Here is a 20,129-nt window from a genome sequence, read left to right as displayed (position 1 = left end):
CAGGCTCATTTGCTTTGTTTATTCTTTAAACCTACATTCGATTCTAATACATAACGAACGCACTTCCATAATTATAAAATATAGAGCTACCTCAATAGTTCTTTGACTGCACCCCTTTTATTTTGGCTTTTGATTGTTTAGTTTCATTTAAATTTTGTAATAACGTTAATTTCCATACTTCATTGATTTTGTTTAAAAATGGGTAATTTAACCATTTTGTAATGCATACATATTATAATAAATACCATTTTTTTTAATCAGCGTTTCATGTGTACCTTGCTCTACAATTTCTCCGTGATTTAATACAAGTATTTTATCTGCATCCTGAATCGTAGAAAGTCTGTGCGCAATGGCTAAAGTGGTTCTTCCCTTTCTCATTGTATTCAAAGATTGTTGTATTTGTTCCTCTGTTTCAGAATCAATGTTTGCTGTCGCTTCATCTAAAATAAGTATTTTAGGATTTGTAGCAATTGTTCTTGCAAATGCTATCAATTGTCGTTCGCCACTTGAAAATGAGCTTCCTTTTTCAATCACTCTATGTTGATACTGACCTGACAATTTTTCAATAAAATGATGCGCATGTACAAATTCTGCTGCAGCTTTTACTTGTTCAAATGTCATCGTTGGATGATACAGTTTAATATTTGATGCAACCGTACCATAAAATATAAATGCGTCTTGAAGCACTAGCCCTATTTTCTGTTTTAATTCTTGTTTAGGGATTGTTTTTATTGAATATCCATCCACATTAATGCTCCCTCGTTCAAATTCATAAAAACGCATAAACAAATTTATAATTGAACTCTTCCCAGAACCCGTATGACCAACAAGAGCTACCATTTCACCAGGATTAACGGTAAAATTAATATTTTTTAATACATCTGTCTTTCCGTCATAGCTAAAACTGACTTCTCTAAATTCAATCTTTCCTTCTTCAATTGTGTACGATGGTACAGGTTGTTGTTCAGGTTCGTATGTGTCATCATCAATTAAAGTAAATACCCTACTCGCTGAAACTAAAGCTTGTTGCAAAATATTTAAATTTTGACTCACTTGATTAATTGGTTCAAAAAACCGTTCCATATATTGAACAAATGCAAATACAACGCCAGCCGTAATGCCTGTCGTAAAGCTAATGATACCAAAATATCCCAAAATCATAACTACCGCAAAAATAGCTAGAGAACTTATTGCAGGTCTCAATAATAAACTATCAAGTTTCACAGTTTTTAACATATATTGATAATGTTCATCATTAATACGATTGAATTCACTGTTTAATCTTTTTTCTTGGTTAAACGCCTGTATTATCTTCATGCCTTCTATAGACTCTGCTAATTTTGTATTTAAATCGGACAATTTTTGTCTAGATTTTGCAAATAAAACAGCTGAGTATTTACGATAACTCGCAAGAATAAATATAATAACTGGTAAAAATATTAAAGATATTAAAGCCAATCTCATCTCTAAAATAAACATCATTATATAACTAGAAATCATCATAAAAAAGGCTATAAGAAATGTTGAAAATACGCCTATAATCATATCAACAATTGTCTCAGTGTCATTCGTTAACCTAGAGACTATACTACCACCTGATACCTTATCAAAATATTTCATTCCCAATTTACCTAATTTATTAAAAGCGTCAATTCTTAATTGTTGGATCACTTTAAAAGCAAGATATTGAAAAAGATATTGGCTTAAATACATTGTTACTGCACCTATTATTTGAATACTAATAAAGATAATCATCAGCCATATCATTGCTTGTTGGGGAAAAACGCGTGGCGTAAGATAATCATCAATAAATACTTTCACTAAGTAAGGCGTCAACATACTTGCAATCGTTGATATTGTTAACGTTAAAAATGCTAAAGCAATAGTTCCTTTATAAGGGGTCGTATACTTAAATAACCTAATCAAAGCCTGAGCTTGATCTTTTGCAGTTAAATTAACTTTCTCAGCCATTGGTATCGTCCCCTTTCGTTAAGTCATCTAAATTACGCGTGAGCTTTTGTTGTAAAGCTTGAGCTCGATATGTTTCGTAATACCATCCTTTTTGATTCATCAAAGTAGAATGTGTGCCCTTTTCCACAATCGTTCCTTTATCCATAACAATAATTTCATCCGCTTGTTTCACAGCACTCATCCGATGCGCAGTAATAATATTAGTTTTTCCTTTTCTTAGTTTTTTTAAATTGCTTAGTATCACTTCTTCGGTTTTGGCATCTACTGCAGAAAGGGAATCATCAAGTATTAATACCTCTGGGTCTATTAATAGCGCTCTCGCAATGGAAATTCTTTGTTTTTGTCCTCCTGACAATGATACGCCTCTTTCACCTACCACTGTTTGATATTGATCAGGAAAAGATAATATATCTTCATGAATATCACTTGCTTGACTTGCTGCAAATATTTGATTATCACCTATTTTTTCATTACTAAATGCAATATTATTACGAATTGAAGTTGAAAATAAAAAGTGTTCCTGTGGTAAATATCCAAACTGATTTCTCAAAAGCTGTACATTATAATCTCGAATAGGATGCTCACCATATGTGATTTCATGCGTTTCTTTTGTATCATACTCTCTAAGTAGCAATCTAATCAGCGTACTTTTCCCTGAACCAGTTCTTCCAACGATGCCCACAGTAGTACCCTCCCTAACTTCAAAATGTACATTATAGATACCTTCTTTCGAATCACCCGGGAAATTAAATTCCTTAATATTAAACTCAATATTTCCAAAGGGTCTAGTGTTAAGTTTATAATCTGTATCTATATCATTAGGGGTATTTTCTATTTCTTCAATTCGTTCATATGATGCCTTTGCCCTTTGAACGATATTAAAAAATAGTCCTAGTGCTAGTAATGGCCAAACGAGCATCCCTAAATATGTCGTGAACGTAATCAGTTGACCAAGTGTGATTGTATTATTAAAAACCAATTTTGCACCAAATACGATTGATAAAAAGTAACTCATTCCTATCACTAATGTGATTGTAGGATCAAATAATGCATCAATTTTCGAAACTTTTAAATTTTTATCAACTACATCATCACTTAAATCTTTAAAATCTTGTTGGTCACTCGCTTCATAACCGAATGTCTTAGTTACTTTGATACCAGCAACACTTTCTTGAGTCTTATCGTTCAATCTACTAAACGCTGCTTGTGCTTTTTTAAATCCTTTACTAAGTAACGATCCATAAAAATTTGTTAACAATACCATAAAAGGTAGTGGTATCATTGCAATCAATGTTAATTTCCAGCTTACTGTTACAGCCATTGTAATCACCACTGTTCCACCAGTTATCAAAGAATCTGCAATCATCAATATTCCAGCCCCCGCGGCATTTTGCACTGCTCTTATATCATTAGTTGCATGTGCCATTAAATCACCAGTTCTTCGATTTTGATAAAAGATAGCACTCATAACTGTATACTTTTTATATAAATATGTTCTTAATATTTGCCCCAACTTTTGACTAGTTCCAAATATTGATAATCTCCATATATACCTTAATACATAAGTTAAAATTGCTACCAATACTAATACCAAAAGATAAATTATTAATAGTTTAGGCGTTAATTTGTTTCCCACCATATCGTCAATAGTCTTACCTATAATCTGTGGAGGTAAAATTTCAATTAAAGCAATTAAAAATAATGTACTCAATCCAACAAGATAACTGCCTTTATGTTGTTTGAAAAACCATCCCAATTTCCAAAAAACTTGCATACGCTCACCCCACTCCATCCTCCAAATTGTCCATGTTCACATATTACCATATGTTGTTAAATGTAAATATAGAAGTGATATTAAACTTTATGTAATTCTACGTCATGAGACACTTAAATTGACTTGGTATACTTTTTATATTAATTTATATCTATAACTCATAACCGAATATAAAGGAGCAAGGCGATGACTTTTCACGATAAATCAGCAATTCAAGTAACAAATATCACCTTAAACATTAAAAATTTACAAACGATGTTGAATTTTTATTCACATATTTTAGGACTTAAAGTGGTATCAACAAATGATACTTCTGCAGTTTTGCAAGTAGGTTTGAGCGGCCATACAATTACGTTATGTGAAATACCAGAGGGACGTCAGCCTACTTTAAGTGAAGCAGGACTATTTCACGTAGCATTTCTACTGCCCGACCGCAAAGACTTAGCTAATTTCTTATTTCATATTTCGCAATCAAACATTCCGGTTGGTGGTGGAGATCATCTAGTAAGTGAAGCTTTATACCTTAATGATCCAGAAGGTAATGGCATTGAAGTTTATTATGACAGACCTAAGTCTGTATGGTTGTGGGAAAATGATAAAGTGAAAATGGATACGTTACAAGTAGATACGAATGATTTACTTAATCAAAGAACAAAGATGGGCTGGGATGAAATGCCAAATAATGCGAAGATTGGACATTTGCATTTGAAAACATCCGACTTAACCATCGCTCAACATTTTTACATTGAGCAACTAGGTCTCCAGCATATTTCTAACTTCCCGCAAGCTCTATTTATGTCATCTAAATATTATCATCACCATATTGCAGTAAATACTTGGCAATCACGCTTACCTAGAGTTGAAAATGATACAAGCTATGGATTAGCCCATATCGATATTTATAAACCAAGTATCGATACTGAAGAAACTTTTTTTATAGATGGTTTAAGTATTAGATTACACAATAATATGTCATTAATTGCTGATAAAACTTAAAAACATTGACATCACACGCCATCAGTATAATAATCCAACTCACTTTTAAAGTTCATAAAACAAAGAAAACGTCAATTTCTGTAATGACAACAGAAATTGACGTTTATAATTCAATACATTGTATGAATGAATTGGCTTTCTTTTTTATGAATTTTAAATATTTGAGTCCTCGTAACGCTTATTATTCAACCCACTCTACTACATGTGATTGAGGTTGACGTACTTTTTCTTTTGCTGCGTTTTCTCTATAACCAAATGCAACCATTACAGATGGTGCAAAATGCGCTTCATCCATCAAACCTTCATCACTTAAAAATTGCGTAACAGCATCTAAATCAAATCCTTCCATAGGGCAAGAATCAATATTTAATAATGCTGCACTCGTCATCATATTACCTAGTGCAATATATGTTTGTTTTTTAGCCCACTCCAACAATGTCTGCGCACTATCATTAATATGGAAACTTGTTTGGAAATTATCAAATTTTTCTTCTGTAGCAGGTATACTGTCTTCGCTATATTGTTTAATGTCTCGAATCATATGTTGTACAAATGGTGATTTAGAAGTTACGTTTTTTCGCGCTAATAAAATTACAAAGTGGCTTGCTGTCTCTAACTGCCCTTTTGCACCCCAACTTATTTCTTTTAACTTATTTCTAATTTCAGAATTTTGTACTACGATAAATTTCCACGGTTCTAATCCTAGAGAACTTGGAGACAATCTACCCGCTTCTAAGATTGTGTTAAATTCACTTTCACTTATCTTTTTATCTGAATCAAACCTTTTTGTTGCATGTCTAAAATTAAACGCATTTATAATTGTCTGTTGCATATCATTCATTTCTTGTTTGCCTTCCTTTCCATTTGTAGCTTATATTTTTTAGTATAGAATAGGTTGTTAGACGGATGAAAGTAATATGTTTAAGCGTAATACTGCCAAAATTTTAAATATTAATTTTTCATTTTAGTACTTTATCTTCAATAATTGATAAAACACCTTGTTTATCATTTGACGGTGCTACATACTTTGCAATTTCGAATAAGGTTTCATCTTCACAATTTTCCATTACATAACTATGTGTTGCTAATTGCAGCATATCTAAATCATTATTTGCATCTCCAAAAGCCATGAGTTCATCTTCCGTTAGTCCCCATTTTTTTAATAATCTTGCTAACGCATTGCCTTTGGTCATACCAGGTAGAATGATATCGATACTATCTCGACCACTCGATACAAGTGATAAATCTTGTGAAAAGCGATTTGACAAATCTTCATCAAGTGTTGGATGTGTTGTTCTATCTATATTTAAGGCTATTTTTACATATGCATCTTCTGGTAAATTTTGCAAAGATGCTATTTCTTTTAATTGTCGATAATAAAAATGTGCATCTTTTTTAAATGATTGTGCATTATTCTTTAATATGTAAGCACTTTTTACGCCACAAACAATTATTTCATTGATACCACGCGTGATGTTTAAGTAATTAACAATATTATGGAAAACATCTTTTTCAAACGCTTGATAATCATACAACGTATTGTCTTCATAAATAACCGCACCGTTTTCCGCAACAAAAAACATAGCTTTATCTCCAAAAATAGATTTTAATTTTGCGTATTGATTACCACTTGCTGCTATAAATTTAATATTTTCATTTTTTAATTGTTGAAAGATACGATTAAACCTTTCTTGATCATATTGTTTTTTTGAATCCAAAAATGTACCATCCATATCTACTGCGATTGCTTTTATCATACTTTTCATCCCCTCGAATACTCTGCTTATATCTGTAATTCATTATATCCATAATTTTCGAGGAATTAAAATGAATCACATATTTTATGCTGTAAATAACATGGTTTTCAAAGATTAAAAAAAGAGGCAGAATAGAGCGCATATACACAATATGCTTCATTCTACCTGCCTTTAATAGCTTATTCATTTTCTCAAAAATATTTTGAGATAAACAGAAGTAAATCGTTTTATAACTATTCAACGCATCATTTATTATACCTAACTACATAAAGCTTTAGACTTCTTGATTGTCTTCTTTCATACGGACTATAGAGACATAATTAGATTTTTCTTTAATATCATAGATGGTTAAACCAGTAATGTCTTTTTGTTTGCCTGGCACAATAATACTTATGATATAAGAGAAAACAAAGGCTACTATAAACGAAATAATTGATACATAAAATGGAGAATTGCCGCCACCCATACCATTAAAGATATAAGCAAAAATAATTCCAAAAATTAATCCCATCAGCACACCGAATGTATTCGTACGCCGTGTGAATATACCAACCGCAAACACACCAGCCAATGGCACACCCACTAATCCAGTAATTAACAAGAAAAGATCCCAAAGATCATTAGAATCTGCTGCAATTAGATATATAGACATGCCGAATCCAAATAAACCTGAAAGAATAATCATCCATCTCGCAAATCCTACTTCGCTTTTTTCATTTTTCTTGCCGAAGAATCTGTGCTTAATATCAACAGAAATACAAGCTGAAATTGAATTTAAACTTGAAGAAATGGTTGATTGTGCCGCTGCAAATATGGCCGCTATCAATAATCCAGCAACAAATGGTGGCATTTCAGTAAGTATAAAGTATGGTACTACAGATGAAGTATTAAAATCTTTAGGCAATGCACTTTCATGACTATAAAATGAGTACATCATTGTTCCCATACCATAGAATAAGGGCGCTGATATTAAAGCTAATAATCCGTTGGTCCATAAAGACTTTTTAGTTTCTGATATAGAATCTGATGCTTGATAACGTTGTACCACATCTTGACTTGCTGTGTATTGATGCAAGTTATTAAAAATGTTTCCTAAAAATATGATAGGAATTGCTGCGGCGGCAGTATTAAATTTCCAGTTATCAGCACTAATGATTTTATTATGTTCCAGTGCATCACTGACAACGGTGCCCATTCCCCCTTGAATGTGGACGACACCTAAAATAATAATTGCTGCTGCCCCACCTAATAGAATGACACCTTGAATGAAATCACTCCATACTACACCTTCGAAACCTCCAAGAAATGTATAAAGAATACATAAGATACCAACCAAACTTGCCACAACATAAGGGTTCATATCTGACACAGATGTAATCGCTAATGTAGGTAAATAAATGACAATGGCTACTCTCCCAATATGGAATAATACAAATAGTAATGAACCAATAACACGAATACTAGGTCCAAAACGTGCCTCTAAATATTCATACGCAGATGTCACTTTTAATTTTTTAAAAAATGGTACATAAAAGTAAATAAGTAAAGGAATAATTGCTACAATCGCAATATTACCTGCAATATATGACCAGTCTGTTAAAAATGCTTTTTCTGGGGTAGACATAAAAGTAATCGCACTCAAAGTCGTTGCATAGATAGAGAACCCTACTGCCCATGAAGGCAAACGACCACTAGCCGTAAAGAAACTATCTGTACTTTGGCTTGCGCGTTTGGTAAAATATGCTCCGACTAAAAGCATAACTAAAAGGTAAATAACTACTGCTATCCAGTTCCATGTACCAAAACCTACTTGTTCCATTTAATTCATCCCCTTATACGGTAACCTACAAATCGTATTTGTTAATTAATGTTTCTAATTTAGCTCTGTTATTTTCATTGAATGGTTTAAATGGGCGTTTCGGTAAACCTCCGTCAATGCCACGTGTCGCTAAAATTTCTTTTAATGTAGAATAAATGCCCATAGACAACACATTTTCAATTATGTCGTTAGTATCATGCTGAATTTGATATGCTTCATCAATTTGACCGCTTTTAGCTTTTTCAAAAATTTGTCTTGCGCGTCTACCATTCACGTTATAAGTAGATCCAATTGCGCCATCCACACCAGAAATAGCTGCTTGCACTAACATTTCATCAAAACCTGAAAGTATTAATTTATCTGGATACGCTTTTCGAATACGTTCTAATAGGAAAAAATTAGGAGCTGTATATTTTACGCCAACCACTTTTTCATGATTAAATAATTCACCAAATTGTTCTATAGAAATGTTAACGCCAGTTAAGTCTGGAATTGCATAAATAATTAAATTATTTTGTGTCGCTTCAATTAATTCAAAATAGTAATCTTTGATTTCTTCAAATGAAAATGGATAATAGAACGGTGTAACTGCTGAAATCGCATCATATCCTAATTCAGTTGCATATTTACCTAACTCTATTGCTTCGTTTAAATCTAACGACCCAACTTGAGCAATCAATTTTACATTTTCATTAACCGCCTCTTTCGCAACTTTAAAAACTTGTTTCTTTTGTTCTTTATTTAATAAGAAGTTTTCACCTGAACTGCCGTTAACATAAAGTCCATCTAAGCCTTCAGTTTCAATGGCATTTTGAGCAATTTGCGCCAATCCTTTCTCTTTAACCTGACCATCTTCATCAAATGGTACTAATAATGCTGCATATAAACCTTTTAAATTCTCTTCCATCGTATAACCCTCCATCTATATATTTAAGTTATTATTCAAAATCATTTATATAACTGTATAATGCTTTAAAAAATATCTTTTATTTATTCTATTTACAGTTCAAATTGTAAACGCTATCATAGAGTGTGGCAATAGAATTTTGAAAAAATACATCATTTCGAAACAATATAAGTGAAAACTTTTTTCAACATCGATTTTCTTTTAAAAATTAAGGAGGATTTGTTTATGCATCCATATAAGATTGCTATTGATATTGGAGGGACAGAAATTAAAGCAGCTGTAGTTGATCAATCATTAAATTTTATAGAATATATCAAAACACCTACCCCTAACAACATAGATACATTTATTAAGGATAAAATTTATAACATTGTAATGACGTTTCAAAAATCTTATCAAATATCCCCACTTTATGTCGGCATTTCTAGCGCAGGCGTTATAGACGAACGCCGTGGCATAGTTGAATACGCTGGTCCAACCATACCCAATTACGTAAATACTGACTTCAAGTGTTTGCTTAAACCATTAAATGCTCAGGTGAACGTATTTAACGATGTCAATGCAGCTTTGTTAGGGGAATTGGTTTTCCATGATTACAGCGAACAAAATATTTTTTGCTTAACACTGGGTACAGGAATTGGGGGCGCTTTTTATAATAAATATTCCCAACTATACAACGGGGAACGAAATCGTGCTAATGAAATTGGTTATTTACTTTTTGATAGACAAACAAACAAAACATTTGAACAACGTGCCTCAACAACTGCCTTAAAAACACTCATGTTAGAAAAAGGATTTATTTATCAAGACAATGTACCAAAATTATTTGAACTCGCAGATCAACAAGATAATCTTGCATTATCTATACTCAATCAATGGAGTGATTCAATCGCAGAAGGTATCGCTCAAATACAGATTATTTATGATCCCGGTTTAATTCTGATCGGTGGCGGTGTTTCTTCACAAGGACAAAATTTATTAAAATACATCGTACCTAAAGTCGAACATTACTTACCTGAGCAATACGGTCATGCTCATATACAAACAACGCGTACACAGAATCATGCTGCACTTTATGGCGCAGTCTCTAAATTTTAAAACAGCTATTGACGACGTTATGCTGTTATAGCCATGAAAATTACGTCCTTTATGTACCAAAACCATCAAAAATCCTACTATCAAAGAAATATTGATATTAAGCCAATTTTTCGTTTATGCAGGTATTTACTGTTGCACACGAAGAAAGCGGTCATAAATAAACACAATTAAGCGAGCACAGCACTTACTTGTTTCTTCATACTTTGAAATATATCCACCATATTAATGTCCATGGACTACAAAAGCGCCAAATTCTATATAATCTCAATAGAATTTGGCGCTTTTGTTTTAATCAAGGATACTTATATGCCTAACGAACCTCGTAACATTTATTTACGTGTTTACGTTCACAATGACTCTATTCATTTAACACTACTTTTTTCGTATGTTGATATACATTATGCATATATGTATCATCTAATAATAAGTAACTGACAATATCTATTAAAAACAATGTTGCGATTTGAGTATTAATAAATTGTGTGTCTTTATTTCTAGATTGATCAGTTGTTATGAGCACTAAATCTGCACACTCAGTAATTGGACTTCCTTCATAATTCGTTATAACTACGACATAAGCCCCGCGTTCATGTGCTACTTTGGCTGCAGCTATAAGCTCTGTAGTTTCACCACTATTTGAAATCGCTACAAATGTATCTGATGCTGATAACAAAGAAGCAAATATTTTCATTTGATGAGCATCTGTAGACACATTCCCTTTCAAACCCATTCTCATCATACGATAGTAAAATTCTGTAGCTGATAATCCAGAACTACCAAGACCTGCATAAATGATTTGTCTACTTCGAATAATTTGGTTAACAAAGCTTTGAATTTTTTCATCAGAAATAAATTCTCCTGTTTGCTGAATAATATTTTGATGATATTTATGAATACGTTGAATTAAAGGACTATTTTCTATTACTCTTTCCGACATTTCTTGCTGTAAATTAAATTTCAAATCTTGAAAGTTCTCATAATCTAATTTATTACTAAATCTTGTAATCGTTGCAGGCGAAGTACCAATCGCATATGCTAATGAATTAATTGTTGAAAATGTGTCGTCAAAGTCATTGTTTTGAATATACGCTACGATTTGTTTATCTGTTTTAGTAAATAAATGATGGTAACGTTGCACGCGATTTTCAAATTTCATATTATCTATCCTCCCATCCCAATCATAGCTATAGTATAAATGAAAATGTTTTTCATAACAATGAAATATATTGATTATTATTTTCTTGGTGTTATATTAAAAATATAAATCTATTAGATAATAAAGTATTTTATTAAATCTACTAAAGTTACGGAGTGTATTATTATGTTACCACAAGGATTAATTGTCTCATGTCAAGCCTTGGAAAATGAGCCGTTACATTCATCTTTTATCATGTCAAAAATGGCTTTAGCTGCATATGAAGGTGGTGCTGTTGGCATTAGAGCAAACTCTAAAGAAGACATTATAGCGATAAAACAAGAGGTGAATTTACCTATCATCGGTATTGTCAAAAGAGACTATGCAAATTCCGATGTTTTTATAACCGCAACACGTAAAGAAGTCGATGAATTACTAGAAAGTAAATGTGAAGTTATTGCCTTAGATGCTACAAAGCAGGAACGTCCTGAAGAATCATTACAAGAACTTGTTTCTTATATACGTCAGCAAGCACCAAATATAGAAATTATGGCTGATATCTCTACACTTGAAGAAGCACAATATGCTGATAAATTAGGTTTTGATTACATAGGAACGACCCTTCGAGGCTATACTGCTTATACTAAAGGACATATTTTGTATGAAGATAACTTCAAATTTTTAAAAGATGTGATTTCACATGTTCATGCAAAAGTTATAGCTGAAGGAAATGTCATCACACCTGAAATGTTTAAACAAGTTACAGCCTTAAATGTTCATTGTACAGTCGTCGGAGGTGCGATTACACGCCCTAAAGAAATCACCAAAAGATTTATTCAAGCAATTGAAAATTAACATTTAAAAAAGCCCGTATTCAAACCCATGTTTTTACTTGGTAATGAATACGGACTTTTTATATGATTTTTTATTTAACGGTGCATGTTATAGTGCTTCGGCAATAAATATTTTTCTATCTTCCCACTCACCTGTTTGTTCATTGTAATTATCACATGTAATTAATGTTAGTTGCTTCTTATTCGATGCTTGTTCGTCCAACACTTCAACTTCATCTGGTTTCACATCATAAATTTTAGTAATCTGATACGTTCTTCGCTCATCTCCAACTTTAAAATAAACTTTGCTTCCCTTTTTCGTTTCAGGTAACCTAGAAAATTGATAATCCGAATGACCCGTTAATGTATGACCTGCAATTGCGATATTTTGATCCTCTAATGATTCGTTTGATTCCACAAAACTTACGCCTCTATCTAATTGTTTCGGCGTGGCCGGGCCAGGATAAACAGGTGTTTTAATATCTGCATCAGGAATTGATAAATAACCTGCCATCTTTGTCTTATCTTTAGGTATTTCTACTTTCTTTTTTTCAGAAGTTTTAGATTGTTGGTCATAATGTTCTATTTTATTTTCATTGTCTTTTTGAGTAAAATAATTATCAATCTTTGGTTTCATAAATAAATAAATTGCTATTATAATGAGTGCCACACCAATTAATGTGACAAGTCTACTTCCCCATTTTTTCATGTCACGCATGCTCCTTTGTCTAAATCAAACGATTCATTATAAGTATAGCACAACTCATTATCTAACAAAGCATATTTTTTTTGCATTAATCCTTTTATAGTTTTAAAAATTAATAATGTGGTAGATACTAAAGTATTCAATATATATAAAGGATGTGTTTGTATGTCAGTATTTTCTAATGATGAGCGTGTAAAGATATTGTCTGACATTGTTGAAATTCAATCTGTGAACGAAAAAGAACTTGATGTCGCACATTATTTACAAGATTTATTTAATAAATACGGAATTCAAACCAAAATCGAAAAACTGGAAGGCGAAAACACAAGAGCTAACTTAGTTGCAGAAATTGGTAACGGAAAACCTGTGGTTGGTATTTCAGGGCATATGGACGTTGTCACTACAGGTGATGAAAATTTATGGAATTATGACCCATTTAAGCTTACAGAGGATAATCAAGGAAGATTACACGGACGTGGCTCTGCAGATATGAAATCAGGACTAGCCGCTTTAGCAATTAGTTTAATAGAAATTAAAGAAGCAGGTACATTAAATCAAGGTACTATCAGATTTATGGCGACTGCAGGAGAAGAAGTAACGAGTGACGGCGCTGCATTATTACATGAAAAAGGCTATATGGATGACGTCGAAGCCCTATTAATCGCAGAGCCTTCACAAGATGGCATTGTTTATACACATAAAGGTACCATGGATATTCAAGTGATATCCAAAGGTAAATCTTCACACAGCTCAATGCCTGAATTAGGTTATAATGCGATTAATCCATTGGTCGATTTTATTCATTATTTAAATAAAGCGTATAACAAAGTTGATATTAAAAGTGAGTTGCTCGGTACGCCAACAATGAATTCAACAATCATATCCGGTGGTGACCAAGTCAATTCTATACCAGCGTATGCTGAGTCACTGTTTAACATGCGTACCATACCAGATTATGATAATAATAAATTTGAGGCGTTATTTAACAGTATAAAAGATCAAGTTAACCAAGAAAGTGACGCTGATATAACTGTTAACCCTTATGTAAACCGCGATCCTGTATATACTAAGGGAGATAATACATTCTTAAAATTAGCTAAATCTTTAGGTGATTCCTATTTTGATAGAAATCTGGATGTGACTTCTTCTACTGCAACTACAGATGCATCATATTTAATGAAAGATAAAGATGAAAGTTTCTCATTTGTAATGTATGGCCCAGGTGAGACTGGACAAGCACATCAAGTTGATGAATATGTTTATAAAGATGCTTATCTAACTTTTATAGATTTATATAGCCAGTTATTACCACAATATTTAAATACGGCTAAATAAAATCACTAAGCACGTGATATAACACGCTTACAATCACTAAACAAAGCTTAATACAGAAACTGCGTACTCTATAAATGGCTAATCCATACGAAGTGGATTAGCCATTTTGTATTTAACATTTTCAATTTTACCATCATATATTTGACTAGAGTAAATTGTATAAACATTCAAAACTAACATCCATTTTTTCATTCAAATTACTATGATGATTTTTCACTTTTAATGACTGTAAATACTCTCTGGACAATCTTAAATGTTTATTTATTCATCTCTAACCAATTAATTAATTCATTTAAATTGTTAACTGTTATTGTAGGATTTTGTCCATTATAATCAAAATGTCCATTTTGTCTATTCACCCAAGCTGTATCAAAACCGAAATTGGTTGCTCCCGTTACATCCCAAGAATTAGAAGAAACAAATAATATCTCTTCTCTTTTCAGATGATGATATTTCAAAATCAATGCATAACTTGCAGGGCTGGGTTTATATTGTTTAATTTCATTAACGCTCATAACTGTATTAATATTTTCCCCTAACTCAGAATTATCAATCAATGGTCTAAGCATGTTATCATTTCCATTAGATAGTATACCAACATCGATATTCATATTATTAAGTTGCGCGAGTATTTTAGGTACTTCGTAAAAATACTCTAAATTTAAAAAAGCATCAAACAACCTGTTTATATCTTCACGATCATATTGTATTTTGTGTTCATCCATTGTATAACGTAAAGCTTCTTTCGTTAACTCATCAAAGGAAATATATCTTTGCATAATTTGTTTTAAAAACATGTGATTTAATTGCGTTTTTCTCCACATCTTTGAAATTGATGTTGCTTGTTCATCATCAAATTGCGTCATACCTTTTTTTAAAGAGGACATGTCAAAAAGTGTTCCATAAACATCAAAAATAATTGCTTTATACATTTTAAACCTCCTATTCAAAACACACATTTACTTATTCTTTATCACATTTCAACAAAGTCAAACAGTTTATTATCATTTTTATTTTTATGTAAATTGATAAGGACAATTGAAAAGATATTCACTCTATCGTTTATTAATTTTTTGTAAATTTCTTTAAATATAGCTTTATTATACTACAAATCGGTTATAGAACAGTAAGAAGGGAGGCTGGTTGTTATGAGAAGGATGTTTCTATTAGATTTACTAAACCTCTTTTTTATCGCCGTAGGTTACATGTTGATGATTACTTTGATTTTACTTTCTTTTGACTTCTTACAAATAAAAACAACCGGTTCAGTATTTTTAGAATCATTAAGTTCAGTTACTATTTTCCAATTTTTCAGCAATCCTATTTTTAACGGATTATTCACTTTATTTTTAATTGTATCTTCCCTAATATTTCTGTACAAAGCATTTGAACTTTATCAAAAAAATAAGTAATTATCATTGCTCTTCAATTAATTCAAAGCTTAATTTTATTTCACTACAAATAAGCACCTATTTTTTATTTATAACGCATATCATTTATTTATTTTAAATTTTTTGAATTTTATATTGTAACAATACATTTTAAGATATATAATATTCTAAGAGAATGTTTCGTGCTATATCTCTAGGCTTTTATTGCCATCTATCATCATAGTTATATTCCATTCCCAGAATTAAACTTTATGCACCCATTAACACTAATGGTATCGCACTGCATTCTCAACAAATGTGCTAAAGTTGCTCATTTGAAAAGAGATCTAAAATCACTTTCAGGCAGTGATTTTAGATCTTCTTATAATACTATTACTTTAATTTCCCATTAGGATAAACCATAACTTTTAATGATCCGCTTTTATTGGTTCTTGCTCTTTCCATTGCCTCTTGTGCATCTTCCAAATCATATGAATCGGTAAACATTGTATTTAAATTAGCTGCAGTTGAAGATAACATCTCAAGGCCCATTGGATAAGTATTGGCATATCTAAAGATACCTACGACATTAATTTCATGGTTAGCGATAAAAGGTATATTTAACTCAATATTTTCTTGTTGTGGCAAGCCAACTATTGCTAAAGTTCCGCCATTGTTCAAGACCGCTAGTGCATTTTGTAAGGCTGTTGGATTACCTGCAGTTTCAAAAGCATAATCTACACCGTTATGATTTGTTATTTCATTGATACAGGTAATAACATCTTCTTCTTTAATATTTATAACATGTGTTGCACCAAGTTCTAATGCCTCATCCAATCTTATTTGTTCAAGATCTGACACTATAATTCTTGTAGCACCAAAAGCTTTTGCTGCTACAACAGCCATCAAACCAACTGGGCCCATACCCATTATTACTACCGTGGAACCTGGTTGAACGTTTGCACGTTTACATGCTTGTACGCCAACTGAAAATGGTTCATTTAATGTTGCTTCTTCATATGATAGTGCATCAGGAATATGGAATAAAAATCCTTCAGGATGACTTATATATTGACTAAAAGCACCATCAATAGGAGGCGTAGCTAAAAACTTAACATCAGGACATAAGTTATATTTACCAGCTTTACAGTATTCGCACTCTCCACAGGGAACTCCAGGTTCAATAGCAACTCTATCCCCGGGTTTAAAATGTGTTACTTTTGAGCCGATATCAGCAACGATCCCTGAACATTCATGTCCTAAAATCAATGGTTTTTCAACAACAAATTCCCCTACACGACCGTGTTCATAATAATGAACATCCGATCCACAAACACCTACCGCCATCACTTTTACTAAAACATCTGTAGGTCCTAATTTAGGAACGTCTACTTCTTTAAGTTCCATCTCAAATGGTTTATTTAATAATGAAATGTTCATAGTTTCTGGAATATTATTATTCATTTTAAATTCCTCCTAATAGTTAATTAATATTTAATAAGTTTTCTGTTATCGTTTTGGTCTGAGCGTATATATTCTTATAAATTTCAAAATACTGTTTATATTTTTTATGATTTTCTATATTTGGTTTATATGTCTCTCCTAGCGCTATAAATGTTTCAGCACATGCTTGCATTGTATTAAACCAACCTAATCCATATGCAGCTAACATGGCTGCTCCTACACCTGGACCTTCTTCATATTTCAATGCAGTGACCTGAGTATTGAAAATATCTGCTTGCATTTGTAACCAAAAACTACTTCTAGCGCCACCACCAATCGAAATAATTTCATCAATATGCCTACCGTTTTCTCTCATATATACAATGGATTCATATAGTGAATAAGTAATGCCTTCCACTGTAGCTCGTGCAAAATCCGCTTCTTCTGTATTACTATTTATCCCAATGAAACTTCCTCTAATATATGCATCACCATGTGGTGTTCGCTCACCTTGAATGTATGGTGAAAACAACAAACCATTTGCTCCAATAGTAGATTTCTCAGCAAAATTCAAGATTTCATCAAATGAATATGCTTTAAAAAGCTTTTCTTTGAGCCAATTTAAACTATGACCTGCACTTAATGTGACACCCATTGCATACGACATATTAGGCATGGCATGTTTAAAGAAGTGAATGTTATGTCCATAATCTACTTGATTATTTGTAGTACACGATAAAATCACACCTGAAGTTCCTATACTACATAACGTTTGACCTTCATTAATAACACCTGAACCTAAAGCGCCACATGCATTATCTGCACCACCAGCAAAAACAGTAATATCTTCTTTAATGTTTAGTTCTTTTTTAACTATTTCTGTAACATTACCTACATAACTATGCGACTGTACTAACGGTGGGTATATATCACCAAGTTCCAACTTGTCCCCAATTTCTTTTTCCCAGTCATTTGTTTTTGGATTGAAAAGAAGCGTACCTGCTGCATCACTATATTCCATAGCAATATGACCTGTTAGTCGATAGCGTACATAATCTTTAGGTAACAAAAACACTTCTAATTGTTGCCAATAATTTGGTTCGTTCTGTTTCATCCATAAAAGTTTAGGTAATGTAAAACCTTCAAGTATAGGATTATTTAAAAGTGTCTTCCCAAATTTGTTTTCTAATTCCTCGCATTGTTTAGTAGTTCTAGTGTCATTCCATAGTATTGCATTTCTAATAGGTTGGTATGTTTTATCCAGTGGTACTAAACCATGCATTTGTCCAGAAAACGAAAGGGCGTTAATACGTTTATTTGTCATTGTTTCTGTATTTATTAACTTTTTTATACCTTCTTTTACTGCCTCCACCCATGATTCAGGATCTTGTTCACTGTAGCCAATATATGGCTGACTCAATTTCAAAGGAATACTTGATTGTTCAATAACATGACCGCTTTTATTCACAGCAATAATTTTCACTGAACTCGTACCTATGTCTATACCAAGTACAACCTGTTCCAATTTACATCTTCCTTTCTTAATAATTTTCAATTTGTGCATTTAATGCTTCAACTTTATCGTCCCCAATGCCTGGTTGATGAACTTTAATATAATAAGTGATTGCTGCACCTACGAAATAACAAATAGCAAAAGCCCATACGACGCCAACTTCGTTGAATAACGGTAATATAAGCGTGGCAATTAATGGTGCAATAAAATTACTCAATCCAGCAGCAAGATTATGTGAAGAAAGTGTAGCACCAATATGATCAGGCTCTAAAGCTGTAAAAATTGCAAAAATAGGTACAAATGCTGATTGTGTAATACCGAATAATACTGCACATAAAATTGCAATTGCAAACACATCACCACTAAGTATTGGTAAATAATAAAATAATAATGTCGTGATGCCACAACCGATACAACCAAATAACATCACTTGACGTTTCCAACCAATTTTATCAGCAATAATACCCCAAACTACATCACCAACGATACACGTCACATGCATTGTTCCCCATGTCCATAACCATTGTTGCATTGAAAATCCAATAGTTTCCGTGAATAATACTGGAAAGATAATAACTAGCCCAAACAAAGATAATTGATTAATGATGCGTACGATAAAGACTTTAATAATTTCTGGATTCTTATAAACTACGCCGATATCTTTTAATACTTTAGTATATCTTTGTTTAACCGAAAGCGTTATATTCGGCTTTACATCCCGTTTTCCTACAACGATAAATGCAATTAAACCTCCTATAAAAATCCATATTAATGACATCCATAGTGTTCCATTAAAACCTATAAATGGAATAGTGAAACTAGGTAAATAAGTACCAATTACCCCCATTCCAACTGAGAACATTGCCCAAAACCAACCAATTGCTGTGGCTAATCTTGCTTTATCAGTGATATAGGTTACCCATACTAAGAAACCATACAAAAACAAAGGATAACCTAATCCTCTAATACCATATAACACTAACATCATAGGCAAATTTTCCATTCCTATTCCAAACACTAAAAAAAGCACGTGGAAAATTAACCATATTATTGTTCCTAAAGCCATTATTTTCCTAGGACCGTAAACATCAGATAAAACAGCCGCTAACCAAGAACCCACAACTACCATCACGCCATATACAGTAAACACTAAGGAAGCTTGACCACTAGAAAAACCGATATCAACAATATTTTTTGATAAAAATGCCTGTTCGATCCCATCTCCTGTCATAAAAATAAATATAGCTATAAGTGCAATAAAAATAATTTTCGGGATTCCCATCCATGTTTTTGGACTATCTTTAGAAATTGTAATGTTATTCAAAATATTTCCCCCTTATTTAAAAATATAACTAAAATAAACTTAAACGTTTAAGTTTTAGCGATTAAGTTAACGGGATTAAAATCAAATGATTTCAAAAACCCGTCTTGTTTAAACAATTCATATTACAATATCTACTCCAATGTATATA

The 20,129-nt window shown here is 32.3% G+C and carries 17 protein-coding genes; 5 read left to right on the top strand and 12 right to left on the bottom strand.

Translation table 11 applies throughout. The features are described from left to right. Positions 1 to 207 precede the first annotated feature (207 nt). Together KA814_RS01170 and KA814_RS01165 are read right to left on the bottom strand one after the other, a co-directional pair. Entirely contained in the window at positions 208 to 1,971 is a 1,764-nt protein-coding gene (locus KA814_RS01170) for an ABC transporter ATP-binding protein (RefSeq protein ID WP_064209273.1), read from the bottom strand. Beyond that, complete coding sequence (locus KA814_RS01165; RefSeq protein WP_210122646.1) at positions 1,964 to 3,745, bottom strand: ABC transporter ATP-binding protein; 1,782 nt, start codon at positions 3,743 to 3,745, stop codon at positions 1,964 to 1,966. The genes KA814_RS01170 and KA814_RS01165 overlap by 8 nt, the downstream gene beginning before the upstream one ends. A gap of 186 nt (positions 3,746 to 3,931) precedes the next feature. Here KA814_RS01165 and KA814_RS01160 point away from each other — a divergent pair, with 186 nt between their 5' ends. After that, entirely contained in the window at positions 3,932 to 4,741 is an 810-nt protein-coding gene (locus KA814_RS01160; protein WP_064209272.1) for a VOC family protein, read from the top strand. Between the two features lie 181 nt (positions 4,742 to 4,922). Here KA814_RS01160 and KA814_RS01155 read toward each other — a convergent pair whose 3' ends face one another. The 4 genes from KA814_RS01155 to KA814_RS01140 all read right to left on the bottom strand — a co-directional run bounded on the left by KA814_RS01155 (position 4,923) and on the right by KA814_RS01140 (position 9,224). Then, entirely contained in the window at positions 4,923 to 5,582 is a 660-nt protein-coding gene (locus tag KA814_RS01155; protein ID WP_064209271.1) for an NAD(P)H-dependent oxidoreductase, read from the bottom strand. Positions 5,583 to 5,700: 118 nt separating this feature from the next. Then, positions 5,701 to 6,498, bottom strand: a complete 798-nt coding sequence (locus KA814_RS01150; RefSeq protein WP_040029771.1) for a Cof-type HAD-IIB family hydrolase — start codon at positions 6,496 to 6,498, stop codon at positions 5,701 to 5,703. Between the two features lie 274 nt (positions 6,499 to 6,772). Then, a complete protein-coding gene (locus tag KA814_RS01145; protein ID WP_064209270.1) occupies positions 6,773 to 8,317 on the bottom strand; it encodes a sodium:solute symporter family protein in 1,545 nt (514 codons plus the stop codon). A gap of 25 nt (positions 8,318 to 8,342) precedes the next feature. Beyond that, positions 8,343 to 9,224, bottom strand: coding sequence for an N-acetylneuraminate lyase (locus KA814_RS01140; protein WP_064209269.1), 882 nt, complete (start codon positions 9,222 to 9,224; stop codon positions 8,343 to 8,345). A 225-nt stretch (positions 9,225 to 9,449) separates the two neighbouring features. On the opposite strand from KA814_RS01140, the gene KA814_RS01135 reads away from it, so the two are divergent. Next, positions 9,450 to 10,322, top strand: coding sequence for an ROK family protein (locus tag KA814_RS01135; RefSeq protein ID WP_064209268.1), 873 nt, complete (start codon positions 9,450 to 9,452; stop codon positions 10,320 to 10,322). Between the two features lie 358 nt (positions 10,323 to 10,680). On the opposite strand, the gene KA814_RS01130 is transcribed toward KA814_RS01135, so the two are convergent. After that, entirely contained in the window at positions 10,681 to 11,478 is a 798-nt protein-coding gene (locus tag KA814_RS01130) for a MurR/RpiR family transcriptional regulator (RefSeq protein WP_019470049.1), read from the bottom strand. 165 nt (positions 11,479 to 11,643) lie between these two features. Here KA814_RS01130 and KA814_RS01125 point away from each other — a divergent pair, with 165 nt between their 5' ends. Continuing rightward, positions 11,644 to 12,312 (top strand): N-acetylmannosamine-6-phosphate 2-epimerase, encoded by a 669-nt coding sequence (locus KA814_RS01125; RefSeq protein ID WP_019470048.1) that lies wholly within the window; start codon positions 11,644 to 11,646, stop codon positions 12,310 to 12,312. Positions 12,313 to 12,399: 87 nt separating this feature from the next. Here KA814_RS01125 and srtA read toward each other — a convergent pair whose 3' ends face one another. Beyond that, entirely contained in the window at positions 12,400 to 12,999 is a 600-nt protein-coding gene (gene srtA / locus KA814_RS01120) for a class A sortase SrtA (RefSeq protein ID WP_019470047.1), read from the bottom strand. A 162-nt stretch (positions 13,000 to 13,161) separates the two neighbouring features. On the opposite strand from srtA, the gene KA814_RS01115 reads away from it, so the two are divergent. Then, positions 13,162 to 14,331: an ArgE/DapE family deacylase gene (locus tag KA814_RS01115; RefSeq protein WP_064209267.1), complete on the top strand. Its 1,170-nt coding sequence runs from the start codon at positions 13,162 to 13,164 to the stop codon at positions 14,329 to 14,331. A gap of 257 nt (positions 14,332 to 14,588) precedes the next feature. On the opposite strand, the gene KA814_RS01110 is transcribed toward KA814_RS01115, so the two are convergent. Beyond that, positions 14,589 to 15,263 (bottom strand): haloacid dehalogenase type II, encoded by a 675-nt coding sequence (locus tag KA814_RS01110; RefSeq protein ID WP_064209266.1) that lies wholly within the window; start codon positions 15,261 to 15,263, stop codon positions 14,589 to 14,591. Positions 15,264 to 15,479: 216 nt separating this feature from the next. Here KA814_RS01110 and KA814_RS01105 point away from each other — a divergent pair, with 216 nt between their 5' ends. After that, positions 15,480 to 15,743: a hypothetical protein gene (locus KA814_RS01105; protein ID WP_019470044.1), complete on the top strand. Its 264-nt coding sequence runs from the start codon at positions 15,480 to 15,482 to the stop codon at positions 15,741 to 15,743. Positions 15,744 to 16,094: 351 nt separating this feature from the next. On the opposite strand, the gene KA814_RS01100 is transcribed toward KA814_RS01105, so the two are convergent. From KA814_RS01100 to KA814_RS01090, 3 genes are read right to left on the bottom strand one after another with little or no spacing between them, the layout of a single operon-like run. After that, positions 16,095 to 17,165, bottom strand: a complete 1,071-nt coding sequence (locus KA814_RS01100) for an NAD(P)-dependent alcohol dehydrogenase (RefSeq protein WP_064209265.1) — start codon at positions 17,163 to 17,165, stop codon at positions 16,095 to 16,097. Positions 17,166 to 17,184: 19 nt separating this feature from the next. After that, positions 17,185 to 18,669 carry a xylulokinase gene (gene xylB / locus KA814_RS01095; protein ID WP_064209264.1) on the bottom strand — a complete coding sequence of 495 codons (1,485 nt, stop codon included), beginning with the start codon at positions 18,667 to 18,669 and terminating at the stop codon, positions 17,185 to 17,187. Between the two features lie 16 nt (positions 18,670 to 18,685). After that, complete coding sequence (locus tag KA814_RS01090) at positions 18,686 to 19,981, bottom strand: MFS transporter (RefSeq protein ID WP_226857780.1); 1,296 nt, start codon at positions 19,979 to 19,981, stop codon at positions 18,686 to 18,688. Positions 19,982 to 20,129 lie beyond the last annotated feature (148 nt).

It is taken from the genome of Staphylococcus sp. GDY8P196P, assembly GCF_017891705.1.
In the GTDB taxonomy this organism is placed as follows: Bacteria; Bacillota; Bacilli; order Staphylococcales; family Staphylococcaceae; genus Staphylococcus; species Staphylococcus ureilyticus.
This window is presented reverse-complemented; position numbering and strand designations above follow the sequence as displayed.